Source organism: Geodermatophilus tzadiensis (assembly GCF_003002915.1).
GTDB lineage: Bacteria > Actinomycetota > Actinomycetes > Mycobacteriales > Geodermatophilaceae > Geodermatophilus > Geodermatophilus tzadiensis.
In genome coordinates this window covers 1-13639 of record NZ_PVTG01000003.1, presented here as the reverse complement: position 1 = coordinate 13639, position 13639 = coordinate 1, and the positions used below count along the sequence as shown (strand labels likewise).

General features: G+C 75.4%; 13 protein-coding genes. 10 read left to right on the top strand and 3 right to left on the bottom strand.

What is annotated here, in order from left to right; all coding sequences use genetic code 11:
- The first annotated feature begins 120 nt into the window (after positions 1-120).
- Together LY71_RS05295 and LY71_RS05290 are read left to right on the top strand one after the other, a co-directional pair.
- Positions 121-735 carry a DUF3043 domain-containing protein gene (locus LY71_RS05295; RefSeq protein ID WP_106275939.1) on the top strand — a complete coding sequence of 205 codons (615 nt, stop codon included), beginning with the start codon at positions 121-123 and terminating at the stop codon, positions 733-735.
- Between the two features lie 52 nt (positions 736-787).
- Positions 788-1771 carry an aldo/keto reductase family protein gene (locus LY71_RS05290; protein WP_106275938.1) on the top strand — a complete coding sequence of 328 codons (984 nt, stop codon included), beginning with the start codon at positions 788-790 and terminating at the stop codon, positions 1769-1771.
- 85 nt (positions 1772-1856) lie between these two features.
- Here the strand turns inward: LY71_RS05290 and LY71_RS05285 are convergent, their stop codons facing one another.
- On the bottom strand, positions 1857-2069 hold the full coding sequence (locus tag LY71_RS05285) for a hypothetical protein (RefSeq protein ID WP_106275937.1): 213 nt from the start codon (positions 2067-2069) through the stop codon (positions 1857-1859).
- Between the two features lie 123 nt (positions 2070-2192).
- Between LY71_RS05285 and LY71_RS05280 the strand changes: the two genes are divergently transcribed.
- Genes LY71_RS05280 through LY71_RS05265 form a run of 4 tightly spaced genes read left to right on the top strand, consistent with a single transcriptional unit; the run spans position 2193 to position 4567 of the window.
- The gene (locus LY71_RS05280; protein WP_106275936.1) at positions 2193-2633 is read left to right on the top strand and encodes a phage holin family protein; all 441 of its coding nucleotides are present in this window, start codon (positions 2193-2195) and stop codon (positions 2631-2633) included.
- Complete coding sequence (locus LY71_RS05275; protein ID WP_106275935.1) at positions 2630-3094, top strand: DUF3618 domain-containing protein; 465 nt, start codon at positions 2630-2632, stop codon at positions 3092-3094. Before LY71_RS05280 ends, LY71_RS05275 begins: the two co-directional genes overlap by 4 nt.
- On the top strand, positions 3091-3381 hold the full coding sequence (locus tag LY71_RS05270; protein WP_106275934.1) for a DUF4235 domain-containing protein: 291 nt from the start codon (positions 3091-3093) through the stop codon (positions 3379-3381). Before LY71_RS05275 ends, LY71_RS05270 begins: the two co-directional genes overlap by 4 nt.
- 16 nt (positions 3382-3397) lie before the next feature.
- Positions 3398-4567 carry a YihY/virulence factor BrkB family protein gene (locus LY71_RS05265; RefSeq protein WP_106275933.1) on the top strand — a complete coding sequence of 390 codons (1170 nt, stop codon included), beginning with the start codon at positions 3398-3400 and terminating at the stop codon, positions 4565-4567.
- A 7-nt stretch (positions 4568-4574) separates the two neighbouring features.
- Here LY71_RS05265 and gcvT read toward each other — a convergent pair whose 3' ends face one another.
- Positions 4575-5684: a glycine cleavage system aminomethyltransferase GcvT gene (gene gcvT / locus LY71_RS05260; RefSeq protein ID WP_106275932.1), complete on the bottom strand. Its 1110-nt coding sequence runs from the start codon at positions 5682-5684 to the stop codon at positions 4575-4577.
- 102 nt (positions 5685-5786) lie between these two features.
- Here gcvT and LY71_RS05255 point away from each other — a divergent pair, with 102 nt between their 5' ends.
- The 4 genes from LY71_RS05255 (at position 5787) to LY71_RS05240 (ending at position 11756) form a co-directional block, all read left to right on the top strand.
- On the top strand, positions 5787-7298 hold the full coding sequence (locus LY71_RS05255; RefSeq protein ID WP_106275931.1) for a leucyl aminopeptidase: 1512 nt from the start codon (positions 5787-5789) through the stop codon (positions 7296-7298).
- Positions 7299-7454: 156 nt separating this feature from the next.
- Entirely contained in the window at positions 7455-8837 is a 1383-nt protein-coding gene (gene lpdA, locus LY71_RS05250; RefSeq protein ID WP_245887679.1) for a dihydrolipoyl dehydrogenase, read from the top strand.
- A gap of 48 nt (positions 8838-8885) precedes the next feature.
- Positions 8886-10772: a 2-oxoglutarate dehydrogenase, E2 component, dihydrolipoamide succinyltransferase gene (gene sucB / locus LY71_RS05245; protein ID WP_106275929.1), complete on the top strand. Its 1887-nt coding sequence runs from the start codon at positions 8886-8888 to the stop codon at positions 10770-10772.
- A 72-nt stretch (positions 10773-10844) separates the two neighbouring features.
- On the top strand, positions 10845-11756 hold the full coding sequence (locus LY71_RS05240) for a TIGR01777 family oxidoreductase (RefSeq protein WP_106275928.1): 912 nt from the start codon (positions 10845-10847) through the stop codon (positions 11754-11756).
- A 6-nt stretch (positions 11757-11762) separates the two neighbouring features.
- Here LY71_RS05240 and LY71_RS05235 read toward each other — a convergent pair whose 3' ends face one another.
- Positions 11763-13439, bottom strand: coding sequence for a serine/threonine-protein kinase (locus LY71_RS05235; RefSeq protein WP_106275927.1), 1677 nt, complete (start codon positions 13437-13439; stop codon positions 11763-11765).
- Positions 13440-13639: the final 200 nt, after the last annotated feature.

Below are 13639 nucleotides of genomic sequence, written 5' to 3'. Positions count from 1 at the left end.
CGCACTCCCTGCCGCGGAGCAACACCGCCGTGGCCGGTGGTGTTCCGATGCCCCTTCCCACTGTACGGCGCGCACCGCGGGGGACCAGTCCCCCGCGAGGACGCACGTAGACTGCCGGCCGTGAAGTTCCGCCTGCCCGGGCGCCGGGACCGCGCCGCCACGACGACCGTCCCGGACGACGCCGCCGACCTGACCCCGCAGCTGGTGAAGGCCACCGGCAAGGGCCGGCCCACGCCCAAGCGCGTCGAGGCCCAGGGTCGCCGTCCCGGTCCCCCGCCGCCGCCTCCGACCACGCGCAAGGAGGCCTACAAGCGGCAGCGGGAGCAGCAGGCGTCACGGCGCGCGCAGACCCGGGCCGGGATGGCGCGCGGCGAGGAGCAGTACCTGCCCGCCCGCGACCGCGGCCCGGTGCGCCGGCTGGTGCGCGACGTCGTCGACGCCCGCCGCAACGCCGGCAGCTTCTTCCTCGGCGTCGCCGCGCTGGTGCTGGTCGGGTACTTCATCCCCAACCCGGCGGTGCAGAGCTACACCGTCTTCGTCTGGTTCTTCTTCTTCCTGGCGATCGTCGTCGACTCGGTGTTCCTCGGCCGGCGGATCAAGAAGAAGGTCCTCGAGCGCTTCCCCGACCAGCCGCACCGCATGCGGGGCCTGGTCTGGTACGGCATCAGCCGCGCCACGATGATCCGCCGGTGGCGGTTCCCGCGCGCCGAGGTGCCCATCGGCGCGGACGTCTGAGCGACCCGACCGGGCAGGCCGATCCCGCGCCGCCGCACTAGCGTCGGGGTACGTGGAGTACCGACGCCTCGGCCGTTCCGGCCTGACCATCTCCGAGATCGCCTACGGCAACTGGCTCACCCACGGGGGCCAGGTCGAGGAGGACGCCGCGCAGGCCTGCGTGCGCGCCGCCCTCGACGCCGGGATCACGACCTTCGACACCGCCGACGTCTACGCCGGCACCCGCGCCGAGTCCGTGCTCGGCCGCGCCCTGGCCGGCCAGCGCCGCGAGGGCCTGGAGGTGTTCACCAAGGTCTACTGGCCCACCGGCCCGGGACCCAACGACCGCGGCCTCGGCCGCAAGCACATCCAGGAGAGCTGCGAGGCCTCGCTGCGGCGGCTGCAGACCGACCACATCGACCTCTACCAGGCGCACCGCTACGACGAGACGGTGCCGCTGGAGGAGACGATGACCGCCTTCGCCGACCTGGTGCGGGCGGGCAAGGTGCTCTACATCGGGGTCTCGGAGTGGCGCGCCGAGGAGATCGCCGCCGGCGCCGCGCTCGCGCGCGACCTCGGCGTCCAGCTCATCAGCAGCCAGCCGCAGTACTCGATGCTGTGGCGGGTCATCGAGGACGAGGTCGTCCCGACGTCGCAGCGCGAGGGCGTCTCGCAGATCGTGTGGTCCCCGCTGGCCCAGGGCGTGCTCACCGGCAAGTACCGCCCCGGCGAGCAGCCGCCCGAGGGCAGCCGCGCCACCGATCCGGAGGCCGGGCGGTTCATCCGGCGGTTCATGACCGACGACGTCCTCACCCGGGTGCAGCAGCTGCGGCCGGTCGCCGACGACCTCGGCCTGTCGATGGCGCAGCTCGCCGTGGCCTGGGTGCTGCAGAACGAGAACGTCGCCGCCGCGATCATCGGCGCGACCCGCCCCGAGCAGGTGCACGACAACGTCAAGGCGGCCGGCGTCCGGCTCGAGGCCGACGTGCTGGCCCGCATCGACGAGGTGCTCGGCGACGTCGTCGAGCGCGACCCGGCGAAGACCGCCCGCGGCTGAGAGAGGACCTCCCTGCCCCCCACCACTCGCACGCTCGCGGTGGGCCCCTGCAGGGAGGCCACCGGCCTGGACCTCTCCTCGAGGTTCAGGCCGGGGCCAGGGCCATCGGGCCGTAGACGCGGGTGTCGCCGTCGAACAGGCTCACCGCGGCCACACCGCGGCCGAGCAGGTCCCGCCAGTTCTCGCCCAGCCAGGACTCGGCGTCGCCCTGGTTGTCCGCCCCCGGCACCTCGACGCCCAGGGCGGCCGGGTCCAGGGGTGCGCCGTCGGAGTCCTCGAGCCGCCACGTCCAGGTCATGCCGCGAGGGTAGGCAGCACCCGGCCCGGGCCGTCGTGTCCGGGGTGTGACCCGCGCCGGGGTTAGCACGGTCCCCGCCGGGCATCTGCAGTCATCGACCGTCCCGCCACCACCGGAGGACCGATGACCACGCCCCCCACGGGCGGCGCCTCGCGCGCGACCCCGCCACCGACGACGACGGAGGAGGCCTCGACCGGCCAGCTGATCAGCCAGCTGACCGAGCAGGTCTCCCGCCTCGTCCGTGACGAGGCCCGGCTGGCCCAGGCCGAGATGACCCAGAAGGCCAAGCGGCTGGGCACCGGGGCGGGCCTGTTCGGCGGCGCGGGCCTGTTCGGCTTCCTCGGGCTGTGCGTCCTGGTGGCGACCTTCGTGCTGCTGCTCGACCTCGTGCTGCCGGCCTGGCTGGCCGCGCTGATCGTCGCCGTCGTCCTGTTCGCCGCCGCCGGCGTGCTCGCCCTGGTCGGCAAGAAGGACGTGCAGAAGGGGACGCCGCCGGTGCCCACCGAGGCGATCGCCAGCACCAAGGCCGACATCGCGACCGTCCGGGAGAGTGCGCGCCGATGAGCACCCCCTCCGGCGCCTCGCGCCCCGACGACACGGCGGGCCAGGGTCCCACCGACCCCGACGCCATCAAGGCCGACATCGAGGCCACCCGCGAGCAGCTCGCCAGCACCGTCGACGAGCTCAGCCACCGCCTCGACGTCCCGGCCCGGGCCAAGGAGGGCGCCGCGCGCGCCCGCGACACCGCCGTCGAGACCTACCGCGAGAGCCCGCCGGCCGTCGCCGGCGCCGGGGCCGCCCTCGTGGGCCTGGTCGGACTGCTCCTCTGGCGGCGCCGGCGCACGCGCCGCCGCGCGGCGGCCGCCCTGCGCAGCGGGGCCGCCCTGGCCGAGGCGCGGGCCGAGGCGCGCCGTGCCCGCCAGGAGGCGGCCCGTGAGGCCGCCCGGGCCCGCCGGGCGGTCGCGAGGAACGCCAGGACGACGAAGCGGACGTCGCGCCGCAGGGCGAGGAGGGTGCGGTCGTGAGCGAGAGCAGGGGTGCCAGCACGAGCGCGAAGCTGGTCTACCGGCCGGTCGGACTGATCGGCGGCGTCCTCGCCGGCGTCATCTCCGGCGCGGTGTTCAAGCAGGTGTGGAAGCGGGTCTCCGGGGAGGACGACGCCCCCGACGCCCTGCAGAGCGAGTACCGGATGCGCGAGGTGGTGCTCGCCGCCGCCATCCAGGGCGCGATCTTCGCCGCGACGAAGGCCGCCATCGACCGGGCCGGGGCCCGTGGGTTCACCAAGCTGACCGGCAGCTGGCCGGGCGACTGACGCCGGGAGGGACCGGATGACGCGGACACGACCGGACGAGCGAGCGGGTGGGCCACCGGCCCGGCGCCGGGAGAGCGCCGTCGACCGGATCCGCGAGCGGGTCGAGGAGAAGGCGGCCCGGCGGGCGGCGGCCCGCGAGGCGACCGAGCGGACCGCCCGTGGCGAGCACGCGCCCGACCCGGGCCGCGTCCCGCCCGGCGGCCCCTCGCCCCACGAGCTGCCCGGCGTCCACGCCGAGAGGCCCACGCAGATCCCCGCCCGCGGCTGGAAGCAGGTCGTCAAGCGGGCGTGGGCGGAGAACAACGCCGACAACATGCCGATCATCGCCGGCGGCGTCGCGTTCTTCGCCTTCCTGGCGATCTTCCCGGCGCTGATCGCGACGATCTCGATCTACGGCCTGGTCGCCTCGCCGGAGACGGTCGCCGAACAGGTGGAGAGCCTCTCGGCGCAGCTGCCCGACAGCGCGGCGAGCCTGATCGGCGACCAGCTGACGTCGATCACCCAGAACAGCGGCGGCGCGCTCTCGCTGTCGCTGCTGGTCTCGGTGCTCGGCGCGCTGTGGTCGGCCTCGGGTGGCACCGGCAACGTCATCACGGCGGTCAACATCGCCTACGACGAGGTCGAGACCCGCTCGTTCATCAAGCGCAAGGCGCTGGCACTGGGGCTGACCCTCGGCGCGATCGTCTTCGTGCTGGTGACCTTCGCGCTGGTCGCGGTGGTGCCGGCCGTGCTCGACATGCTGCCGCTGGGGGTGGTCGGCACCGTCCTGGCGCAGATCGTGCGCTGGCTGCTGCTGCTGGGGGTGTTCGCCGGCTCCCTCGCCGTCGTCTACCGGGTCGCCCCCGACCGGGACGCCCCGCAGCTGAAGTGGGTGAGCCTGGGCGCCATCGTCGTCACGGTCATCTGGGCGCTGGTGAGCCTGGGCTTCAGCTTCTACGTCAACAACTTCGGGTCCTACGACAAGACGTACGGGACCATCGCCGGCGTCATCGTCCTCATGCTGTGGCTGTACCTCACGTGCTACCTGGTGCTGCTCGGCGCGGAGATCAACTCCGAGGCCGAGCACCAGACGGCGGAGGACACCACCGAGGGCGATCCGGTGCCGATGGGCCAGCGCAACGCCACGATGGCCGACGAGCTGCCCGACCCGCCGGAGCCGACGAAGGAGTCGAAGCAGAAGGCCTGAGCGCCGCTCAGCGCACGTGCGAGGGGACGAACGGCGGCGTCACGACCTCGACCGGCTGCGGACGTCCGCGGACGTCGACAGCCAGCTCCGCCCCGGCCTCGACACCGGCGGCGGTGTCGAGCAGCGCGAGGGCGATGCCGGTGCGCAGGCTGGGCGAGAACGTGCCGCTGGTGACCTCCCCGACCCGGGCGCCCGCAGAGTCGAGCACGGCCATCCCCGGGCGCGGGATGCCCCGGCCGGGCGCGCGCAGGCCCCACAGCAGGCGCGCCGGCCCGGCCTCCCGCTCGGCCAGCAGCGCCTCCCGGCCCCAGAACGCCGGCTTGCGCCAGCCGACGGCCCACCCGCTGCGGGCCTGGTTCGGGGTGACCTGCCGGGACAGCTCGTGGCCGTGCAGCGGGTAGCCCATCTCGGTGCGCAGGGTGTCGCGGGCGCCCAGGCCGCACGGCCGGACGCCCTCGGCCGCGCCGGCCTCCAGCAGCCGGTCCCACAGCGCGCCCGCCCGCTCGGCCGGGGCGAGCAGCTCGTAGCCGTGCTCGCCGGTGTAACCGGTCCGGCAGACGGTGACCTCCTGTCCCTCCCCACCGGCGAAGGCCATGTAGTCCAGGTCGGCGACCAGCCCCGCGGCAGCGAGGACCGCGGCCGACCGGGGACCCTGCACGGCCAGCACGGCGACCTCCTCGTGCCGGTCGGTCACGGTCACCCCCGGCGGCGCCGCGGCGGCCAGCCGGGCCAGCACCTCCTGGGCGTTGGCCGCGTTGGGCACCAGCAGCACGTCGTCGGGGCCGTGCAGGTAGACGATCAGGTCGTCGACCACCCCGCCGGCGTCGGCCTCCCCGTCGGGGACGCAGCACAGCGTGTACTGCGCCCGGCCGGGGCCGATCCGCCCGAGGTCGTTGGTCAGCGCGGCGTCGACGAGAGCCGCCGCGCCCGGGCCGCGGACGGTCCCGGTGCCCAGGTGCGAGACGTCGAAGAGCCCGACCCCCTCGCGCACGGCGGCGTGCTCGGCCAGCACGCCGCCACCGGCGTACTCGATGGGCATCGACCAGCCGCCGAAGTCGGCCAGCTTGGCGCCGGCCGCGACGTGCCGCTCGTGCAGGGGCGAGGTCCGCGGGCTCACTCCCGCACGCTATCCGCCCACGTGCGGCAACGGCCCCCGTGCGGGGACCCGCGCCGAGCCTGCGCGGCGTGGGGGGCACGGGGGCCCTTCTAGGATCGAGCGGTGCCGCCGACGATCACCGCCACCGACCGCCCCCTCGAGAAGACCCCCGCCGACGCCGTCGTCGTCGGCATCGGGAAGGGCACCTCCGGCCCGCTGCCCACGCCGGGCGCGGAGGCCGTCGACCGGCTGCTGGGCGGCCGGCTGATGTCCGCGCTCGCCGACCTCGGTGCCCGCGGGGCCCACGACGAGGTGACCCGGCTGTCCACCCTCGGCCAGGGCCCCTTCCCGGTGGTCGCGGCCGTGGGGCTCGGCGCTCCGGAGGCCACCGGCGGCTACTCCCCCGAGGCGGTCCGCCGGGCGGCGGGCGCCGCCAGCCGGGCGCTGTCCGGGCGCAGCTCGGTCGTCACGCTGCTCGCCGCGGTCGGCGGTGCGCCCGACGCCGAGCGGCTGCACGCCGTCGGCGAGGGCGCGCTGCTGGGTGCCTACGAGTTCACGGCCTACAAGTCCGACCTGCCCGCCGACCGGCCGGCGCCGCCGCGCGAGTTCACCGTCGTCGTCCCCGACGCCGGCGCGGCCAAGGCGCCGCTGACCCGGGTGCGCGCGGTGGCCGACGCCGTCGCGCTCGTGCGCGACCTGGTCAACACCCCGCCCAACGACCTCTTCCCCGCCGAGCTCGCCGCCCGCGGCGCGGAGGCGGGCAAGGCCGCCGGCCTGTCGGTCGAGGTGCTCGACGAGGACGACCTCGTCGCCGGCGGCTACGGCGGCGTGCTGGCCGTGGGCAGCGGCTCGGCGCGCGGGCCCCGCCTGCTGCGGCTGACCTACAGCGGCCGGAAGGCCCGCAAGAAGGTCGCCCTGGTCGGAAAGGGCATCACCTTCGACAGCGGCGGCCTGTCCATCAAGCCGGCCCAGAACATGCACCACATGACCAGCGACATGGCCGGCGCCGCCGCGGTCATCGCCACGGTCTGCCTGGTCGCCCGGCTGGGGCTGCCGGTCGAGGTCACCGCCACCGTCCCGATGGCCGAGAACCTGCCCAGCGGCACCGCCTACCGCCCCGCGGACGTGGTCACCTTCCGCAACGGCAAGAAGGCCGAGATCACCAACACCGACGCCGAGGGACGGGTCGTCCTCGCCGATGCCATCGCCCGCGCCGCCGAGGACTCGCCCGACGTCCTGCTCGAGACCTCGACGCTCACCGGTGCCCAGCTCGTCGCGCTCGGCTCGCGGACGGCCGGCGTCATGGGCAGCGACGACCTGCGCGACGCCGTCGTCGCCGCCAGCCGGCGCAGCGGCGAGCCGATGTGGGCGATGCCGATGCCCGAGGAGCTGCGCCGGGGCATCGACTCCCCGATCGCGGACTTCGTCAACGCCAACGCCGACCGGATGGGCGGGATGCTCGTCGGGGCGCACTTCCTCGCCGAGTTCGTGCCCGCCGGCCTGCCGTGGGCGCACATCGACATCGCCGGCCCGAGCTACAACACCGGGTCCCCGTGGGGCTACACGCCCAAGGGCGGCACCGGCGTGCCGGTGCGCACGTTGCTGGCCACCATCGAGGACTTGCTCGCCGGCTGACCCGCGCCACCGGCGGGGCGCCCGCGCCGTCCCCGGCGACGTGCGCCCCGCCGCGGTCGCCGCCCTCGGCCGGACGATCTCCGGAGTGGCAGGATGGGCGCGGACCATCCCCCGTTCGGACGAACGGGGCAATCCACGGACTTCGAGGAGCACGTCGTGAGCGCACCCACCTCCCCCGCCGACCTGGTCATCCTCGGTGGTGGCTCGGGTGGCTACGCCGCAGCGCTGCGGGCGGCCGAGCTCGGGTTGTCGGTCGTCCTGATCGAGAAGGACAAGGTCGGCGGCACCTGCCTGCACCGGGGCTGCATCCCCACCAAGGCGCTGCTGCACAGCGGCGAGATCGCCGACCAGGCCCGCGAGGGCGAGCAGTTCGGCGTCAAGACCTCGCTGGCCGGCATCGACATGGACGGGGTCAACGCCTACAAGGACGGCGTCATCTCCCGGCTCTACAAGGGCCTGCAGGGGCTGATCAAGAGCCGCAAGATCACCTACGTCGAGGGCGAGGGCCGGCTGGTCTCCCCCACCGCCGTGTCGGTGAACGGGGAGACCTACGAGGGCCGCCACGTCCTGCTGGCCACCGGCTCCTACTCCCGCAGCATCCCGGGCGTCGAGCTCGACGGCGTCCGCGTCATCGACAGCGAGCAGGCCCTCGGGCTCGACCGCGTGCCGACCTCGGCGATCATCCTCGGCGGCGGCGTCATCGGCTGCGAGTTCGCCAGCGCCTGGAAGTCCTTCGGCGTCGACGTGACGATCATCGAGGGCCTCAAGCACCTCGTCCCCCTGGAGGACGAGAGCTCCTCCAAGCTGCTCGAGCGGGCGTTCCGCCGCCGGAAGATCAACTTCGAGCTCGGCAACCTCGTCTCGTCGGTCCAGAACACCGAGAACGGCGTGAAGGTCAGCCTGCAGAACGGCAAGGAGTTCGAGGCCGAGATCGTGCTGGTCGCCGTCGGCCGGGGCCCGGTCAGCCAGGGCCTGGGCTACGAGGAGGCCGGCGTCGCGATGGACCGCGGCTACGTGCTGGTCGACGAGTACTGCCAGACCAACGTCCCGACCATCTCCGCCGTCGGCGACCTGATCCCCACCCTGCAGCTCGCCCACGTCGGCTTCGGCGAGGGCATCCTCGTCGCCGAGCGCCTCGCCGGGCTGCCGGTCGTGCCGATCGACTACGCCGGCGTCCCGCGGGTCACCTACTCGGAGCCCGAGGTGGCCTCGGTGGGCCTCACCGAGGTCCAGGCCCGCGAGAAGTACGGCGACGACGTCGAGACCCTCGTCTACGACCTCGGCGGCAACGGGCGCAGCCAGATCCTCAAGACCCAGGGCGCGGTCAAGCTGATCCGCCAGAAGGACGGGCCGGTCGTCGGCGTGCACATGGTCGGCAGCCGGGTCGGCGAGCTCGTCGCCGAGGCCCAGCTCATCTTCAACTGGGAGGCCCTGCCCGACGAGGTGGCCGCCCTGATCCACCCGCACCCGACGCAGAGCGAGGCCATCGGCGAGGCCCACCTGGCCCTGGCCGGCAAGCCCCTGCACGCGCACAGCTGACCGAGCACCCCGTCTCCCCCACCGCCACCACGAAGGAGCCCTGCCCCGATGCCGACCTCCGTCACCATGCCCGCCCTGGGCGAGAGCGTCACCGAGGGCACGGTCACCCGATGGCTCAAGCAGGAGGGTGAGCAGGTCGAGGTCGACGAGCCCCTCCTCGAGGTGTCGACCGACAAGGTCGACACCGAGATCCCCTCGCCCGCCGCGGGCGTCCTCAGCCGGATCCTGGTGTCGGAGGACGAGACCGTCGAGGTCGGCGCCGAGCTCGCGGTGATCGGCGGGGAGGGCGACGGGGACGGCGCCGGCGGTCCGGCGTCCGCGGACGACCAGGACACCCCGCAGACGCCGGACCAGCAGGTCGACGACGCCGGCCCCGCCCCGCAGGAGCAGCAGGCCGCGCCCCAGCAGGAGCAGCAGCCGGAGCCCGCGCCGGCCTCGGCCGACAGCGGTGGCGGTGGCGGTGGCGGCGAGGGGACGCCGGTGACCATGCCGGCGCTCGGCGAGAGCGTCACCGAGGGCACGGTCACCCGCTGGTTGAAGGCCGTCGGTGACGAGGTCAGCGCCGACGAGCCGCTGCTGGAGGTCTCCACCGACAAGGTCGACACCGAGATCCCCGCGCCGGTGTCCGGCACGCTGCTGGAGATCACGGTCAACGAGGACGAGACCGTCGAGGTCGGCGCGCAGCTGGCCGTCATCGGCAGCGGTGCCGCGGCGAGCGCCCCCGCGCCGTCCGCTCCCGCCCCGGCGCCCGCTCAGCAGGACACGCCCGTCACGCAGCCGGCGGCACCGCGGCAGGAGCCTCCGGCGCCCGCGCCCCCCGGCCCCCCGCCGTCGGTCCCGGCCGGTGCCGACTACGGCTCCGGTGCCGCCGAGACGGTCGCCGAGCAGCAGAGCACCCCTCCGTCCCAGCCGCGCCCGGCCTCCTCCGGCGGGCAGGGCCCGGCGCCGGCGCCCGCGCCCGCTCCGGCACCCGCTGACGGTGCGGGCACCTACGTCACCCCGCTGGTGCGCCGCCTGGCCGCCGAGCACGGGGTCGACCTGAAGTCGGTCACCGGCACCGGTGTCGGCGGGCGGATCCGCAAGCAGGACGTGCTCGCGGCCGCCGAGCAGGCCGCCGCCCCGGCTCCGGCCGCGGAGGCCGCCCCGGCTCCGGCTGCCGCCGGTGGCCGTCCGGCCACCCCGTCGCCGGCCGCCCAGCCCGACCCGTCGCTGCGGGGCCGCACCGAGAAGATGTCCCGCCTGCGCAAGGTCATCGCCCAGCGGATGGTCGAGTCGCTCGCGGTCAGCGCCCAGCTGACCACCGTGGTCGAGGTCGACATCACCCGGATCGCCAAGCTGCGCGACCGGGCCAAGGCGGACTTCCAGGCACGCGAGGGCGTCAAGCTGTCGTTCCTGCCGTTCTTCGCCAAGGCGGCCGTCGAGGCGCTCAAGGCCCACCCGGCCGTGAACTCCTCGGTGGACATGGAGGCCGGCACGGTCACCTACCACGACGCGGAGAACCTCGGCGTCGCGGTGGACACCGAGCGCGGCCTGCTGGTGCCGGTCATCCGCGAAGCCGGTGACCTGAGCATCGGCGGCCTGGCCCGCAAGATCTCCGACCTGGCCGAGCGCACCCGGCTCAACAAGGTGACCCCCGACGAGCTGGGCGGCGGCACGTTCACGCTGACCAACACCGGCAGCCGCGGCGCCCTGTTCGACACGCCGATCATCAACCAGCCGCAGGTGGCGATCCTGGGCACCGGCAGCGTGGTGAAGCGTCCGGTGGTCGTGCAGGACCCCGACCTCGGCGAGGTCATCGCGGTCCGGTCGATGGTCTACCTGGCCCTCACCTACGACCACCGGATCGTCGACGGCGCTGACGCCGCCCGCTTCCTCACCACGGTCAAGGACCGGTTGGAGGCAGGTCAGTTCGAGGGCGAGCTCGGTCTCGCCTGACGTCCCCCGGTCGGGCCCCGGCGTGCGCGCCGGGGCCCGTCCGTGTCCCGGCCAGGGGGATCGAGGAGGGTCATGAAGATCGCGGTCACCGGCGCGTCCGGACTCATCGGCAACGCCCTGGTCCCCGCCCTGCGGGCCGACGGGCACGAGGTCATCCGCCTGGTCCGCCGCACCCCCCGCACCGCCGACGAACACCGCTGGGAGCCCCAGCACCACTCCATCGACGCCACGCTGCTGCGCGACGTCGACGCGGTGGTCAACCTGGCCGGTACGCCGATCCGCCCGCGCCCCTTCACCGAGGGCTACCGCCGGGACGTCCTCGGCAGCCGGGTCGACAGCACCCGCACCCTCAGCGAGGCGCTGGCGACCGTCGCCGCCGAGGAACCCGGTCGCCGCCGGGTGCTGCTGTCGGCGTCGGCCGTCGGCTACTACGGCGACACCGGCGACCGCGTCACCGACGAGCAGGGCCCGGCCGGCGACGACTTCCTGGCCCGCGTCTGCGTGCAGTGGGAGGACGCCACCCGCCCGGCCGCCGACGCCGGGGTGCGCGTGGCCACCCTGCGCACCGGGCTCGTCATCGGCCGCGGCGCGATGCTGGTGCGGATCCTCGGCACCGTGTTCCGCGCCGGGCTCGGTGGCCGCATGGGCTCGGGCCGCCAGTACTGGCCGTGGATCGGCCTGGCCGACGAGGTCGGCGCCATCCGCTTCCTGCTCACCGCCGACGGGGTGTCCGGCCCGGTGAACCTGACCGGTCCCGACCCGGTGACCAACGCCGACTTCGTGCGGGACCTCGCCCGGGCCGTGCACCGGCCGGCCGTCCTCCCGGTGCCCGCGCCGGTGATCCGGCTGGCCCTGGGCGAGTTCGGCCGCTCCAGCGTCCTGGCCGGGCAGCGCGCCGTCCCCGCGAAGCTGCAGGCCGCCGGCTACCGCTTCACCCATCCCGACCTGCCCGCGGCACTGCGCGACGCCCTCGCCCGAGGCTGACCGGCCTCACGTCAGCCGCCCGGCCGACTCGATCCGCCAGCCCCCGGGGGTGCGGACCAGCACCATGCTGACCGGGGTCCGCTCCCGACCGGCCTCGGTCCGCCGGGGCACGCCGCCGGGATCGTCGACGGCGACGACGTCGTAGGACGGCCAGCTGTCCACCAGCCGCAGCACCACCCGGCCGCCGGCGTCAGGCAGGCCGGTCGCCGTCACCTCCTCCACGACGGGCCGGAAGCCGCGCAGCACCTCGCCGGAGGCCGCGAGCGCCTCCACGTAGGCGCGGTCGGCGGCGAGCAGGGCGCTGTCCGGTGTGTAGACGTCCCCGAGCCCCGCCGCGGACGCGCTGGACAGCGCCTCGGCCCGGCGTGCGTAGAGCCCGGTGAGGACGGTCGGCCAGTCGGCGTCCGCCGTGCCGGGTCCGGCTGCGGGTGGCGGCGAGGAGGTCGGCTCGGACGAGGGAGTCGGCTCGGGTGAGGGGGTCCGGGCGGTGGACGGGGCGGGTGGGGGTGACGGGGCCGAGACGGACGACGTGCCGGGCGAGCCCGCGGTCGCCGCAGCCATCGCGGCGGCGGGTCCGTCGGCACCCCCGGGACCGGACCGGGTCCACACCGTCCCCAGCCAGACGGCGCCGACCACGAGCCCGGCCACGCCGAGGGCCACCGCGGCGCGCCGCAGCAGCGGGCCGCCCGGCCGGGGCAGGCGGAGCAGGCGGCGCGGAGCCGGCCGGACCTCCCGCGGCGGCGGGCGCCGGTGCCGTCCGGGGACCTCGTGGGTGAGCTCGGTGCGCGGGACCCGTCCGGCACCCGCATCCGCAGCGGCCCCGTCCGCGGGAGACAGGAGCACGGGCTCGGGACGGCAGGCGTGCCGGAGGTCCAGCGCGAACGCCGCCGCCGAGCCCCGGTCGTGCGGATCGGGTGACAGGCCGCGGGCGACGACCTCCAGCAGCGCGGGTGGAGCTCCCGGGGTCAGCTCGGCGAGGTCGGGCAGCTCCGCGGTCGCGGCCACGGCGAGGGTGTCGGCCGGGGTCGCCGCGTTCCACGGCGCCACCCCGGTCAGGGCGTGGAAGGCCGCGGCCGCGACACCGAAGACGTCCGACGCCGGGCCCGGTGCCGCACCGCGTGCGACGGCGGGGTCGACGTAGGCCGGCGTGACCGCGCCCGCGGCCTCCTCCCCCAGCACCCGGGCCACCCCCAGGTCGGTCAGCACCGGACGGCCCTCGGCGGTGAAGACGACGTTGCCCGGGGACAGGTCACCGTGCACGACGCCCTGCCCGTGGGCGCAGGCCAGCGCCGCTGCCACCGGCGCGAGCGCGGTCACCACCTCCCCGGGTCGCAGCCGGCCGCGCCGGGCCAGCAGGTCGGCCAGGCTGCCGCCCTCGAGCAGGTCGAGGACGAGCGCGACCCGGGCCGGTCCGCCGCGGCGCGGCTGGTGCACCACCTCGTGCAGCCGGACCAGGTGCGGGTGGTCCAGCGCGCCGAGCAGCGCCGCCTCGCGCGCCTGCCGCTCGGCGTCCCCGGCGAGGAGGACCTTGACGGCCACGGGTCGGCCGCCGGCCCGGGGAACCGCCCGCCAGACCTCACCCGAGCCCCCTCGGCCGAGCAGCCGCTCGAGCCGGTAACCGGGCACGGCGGGCGGCCGCAGGGCGCCGTCGGGCGGGCCGGCGGGGTCCGGGGAGGCAGGCACGGCGGCGACGGTAGGACGCCCGGGCGCCGGCCCGCTCCGTCCGTCCACAGGCCGCAGCGGCGTCCACAGCCCCTGTCCCGGACGGGTGGGGCGGGCGGTGACCACCTAGACGAGTAAGTCCTATCGACCCGAAGGGTCGAAGGGCGCTGTAGACGCGGACGGAGGGTGTTCAGGCTCGGGTTGTGACGACCGACCTCAAC

Coding starts and splice junctions, on each gene's coding strand:
- sucB (WP_106275929.1), top strand. CDS start 8,886: ATGCCGACCTCCGTCACCATGCCCGCCCTGGGCGAGAGCGTCACCGAG.
- LY71_RS05280 (WP_106275936.1), top strand. CDS start 2,193: ATGACCACGCCCCCCACGGGCGGCGCCTCGCGCGCGACCCCGCCACCG.
- LY71_RS05285 (WP_106275937.1), bottom strand. CDS start 2,069: ATGACCTGGACGTGGCGGCTCGAGGACTCCGACGGCGCACCCCTGGAC.
- LY71_RS05275 (WP_106275935.1), top strand. CDS start 2,630: ATGAGCACCCCCTCCGGCGCCTCGCGCCCCGACGACACGGCGGGCCAG.
- LY71_RS05240 (WP_106275928.1), top strand. CDS start 10,845: ATGAAGATCGCGGTCACCGGCGCGTCCGGACTCATCGGCAACGCCCTG.
- LY71_RS05265 (WP_106275933.1), top strand. CDS start 3,398: ATGACGCGGACACGACCGGACGAGCGAGCGGGTGGGCCACCGGCCCGG.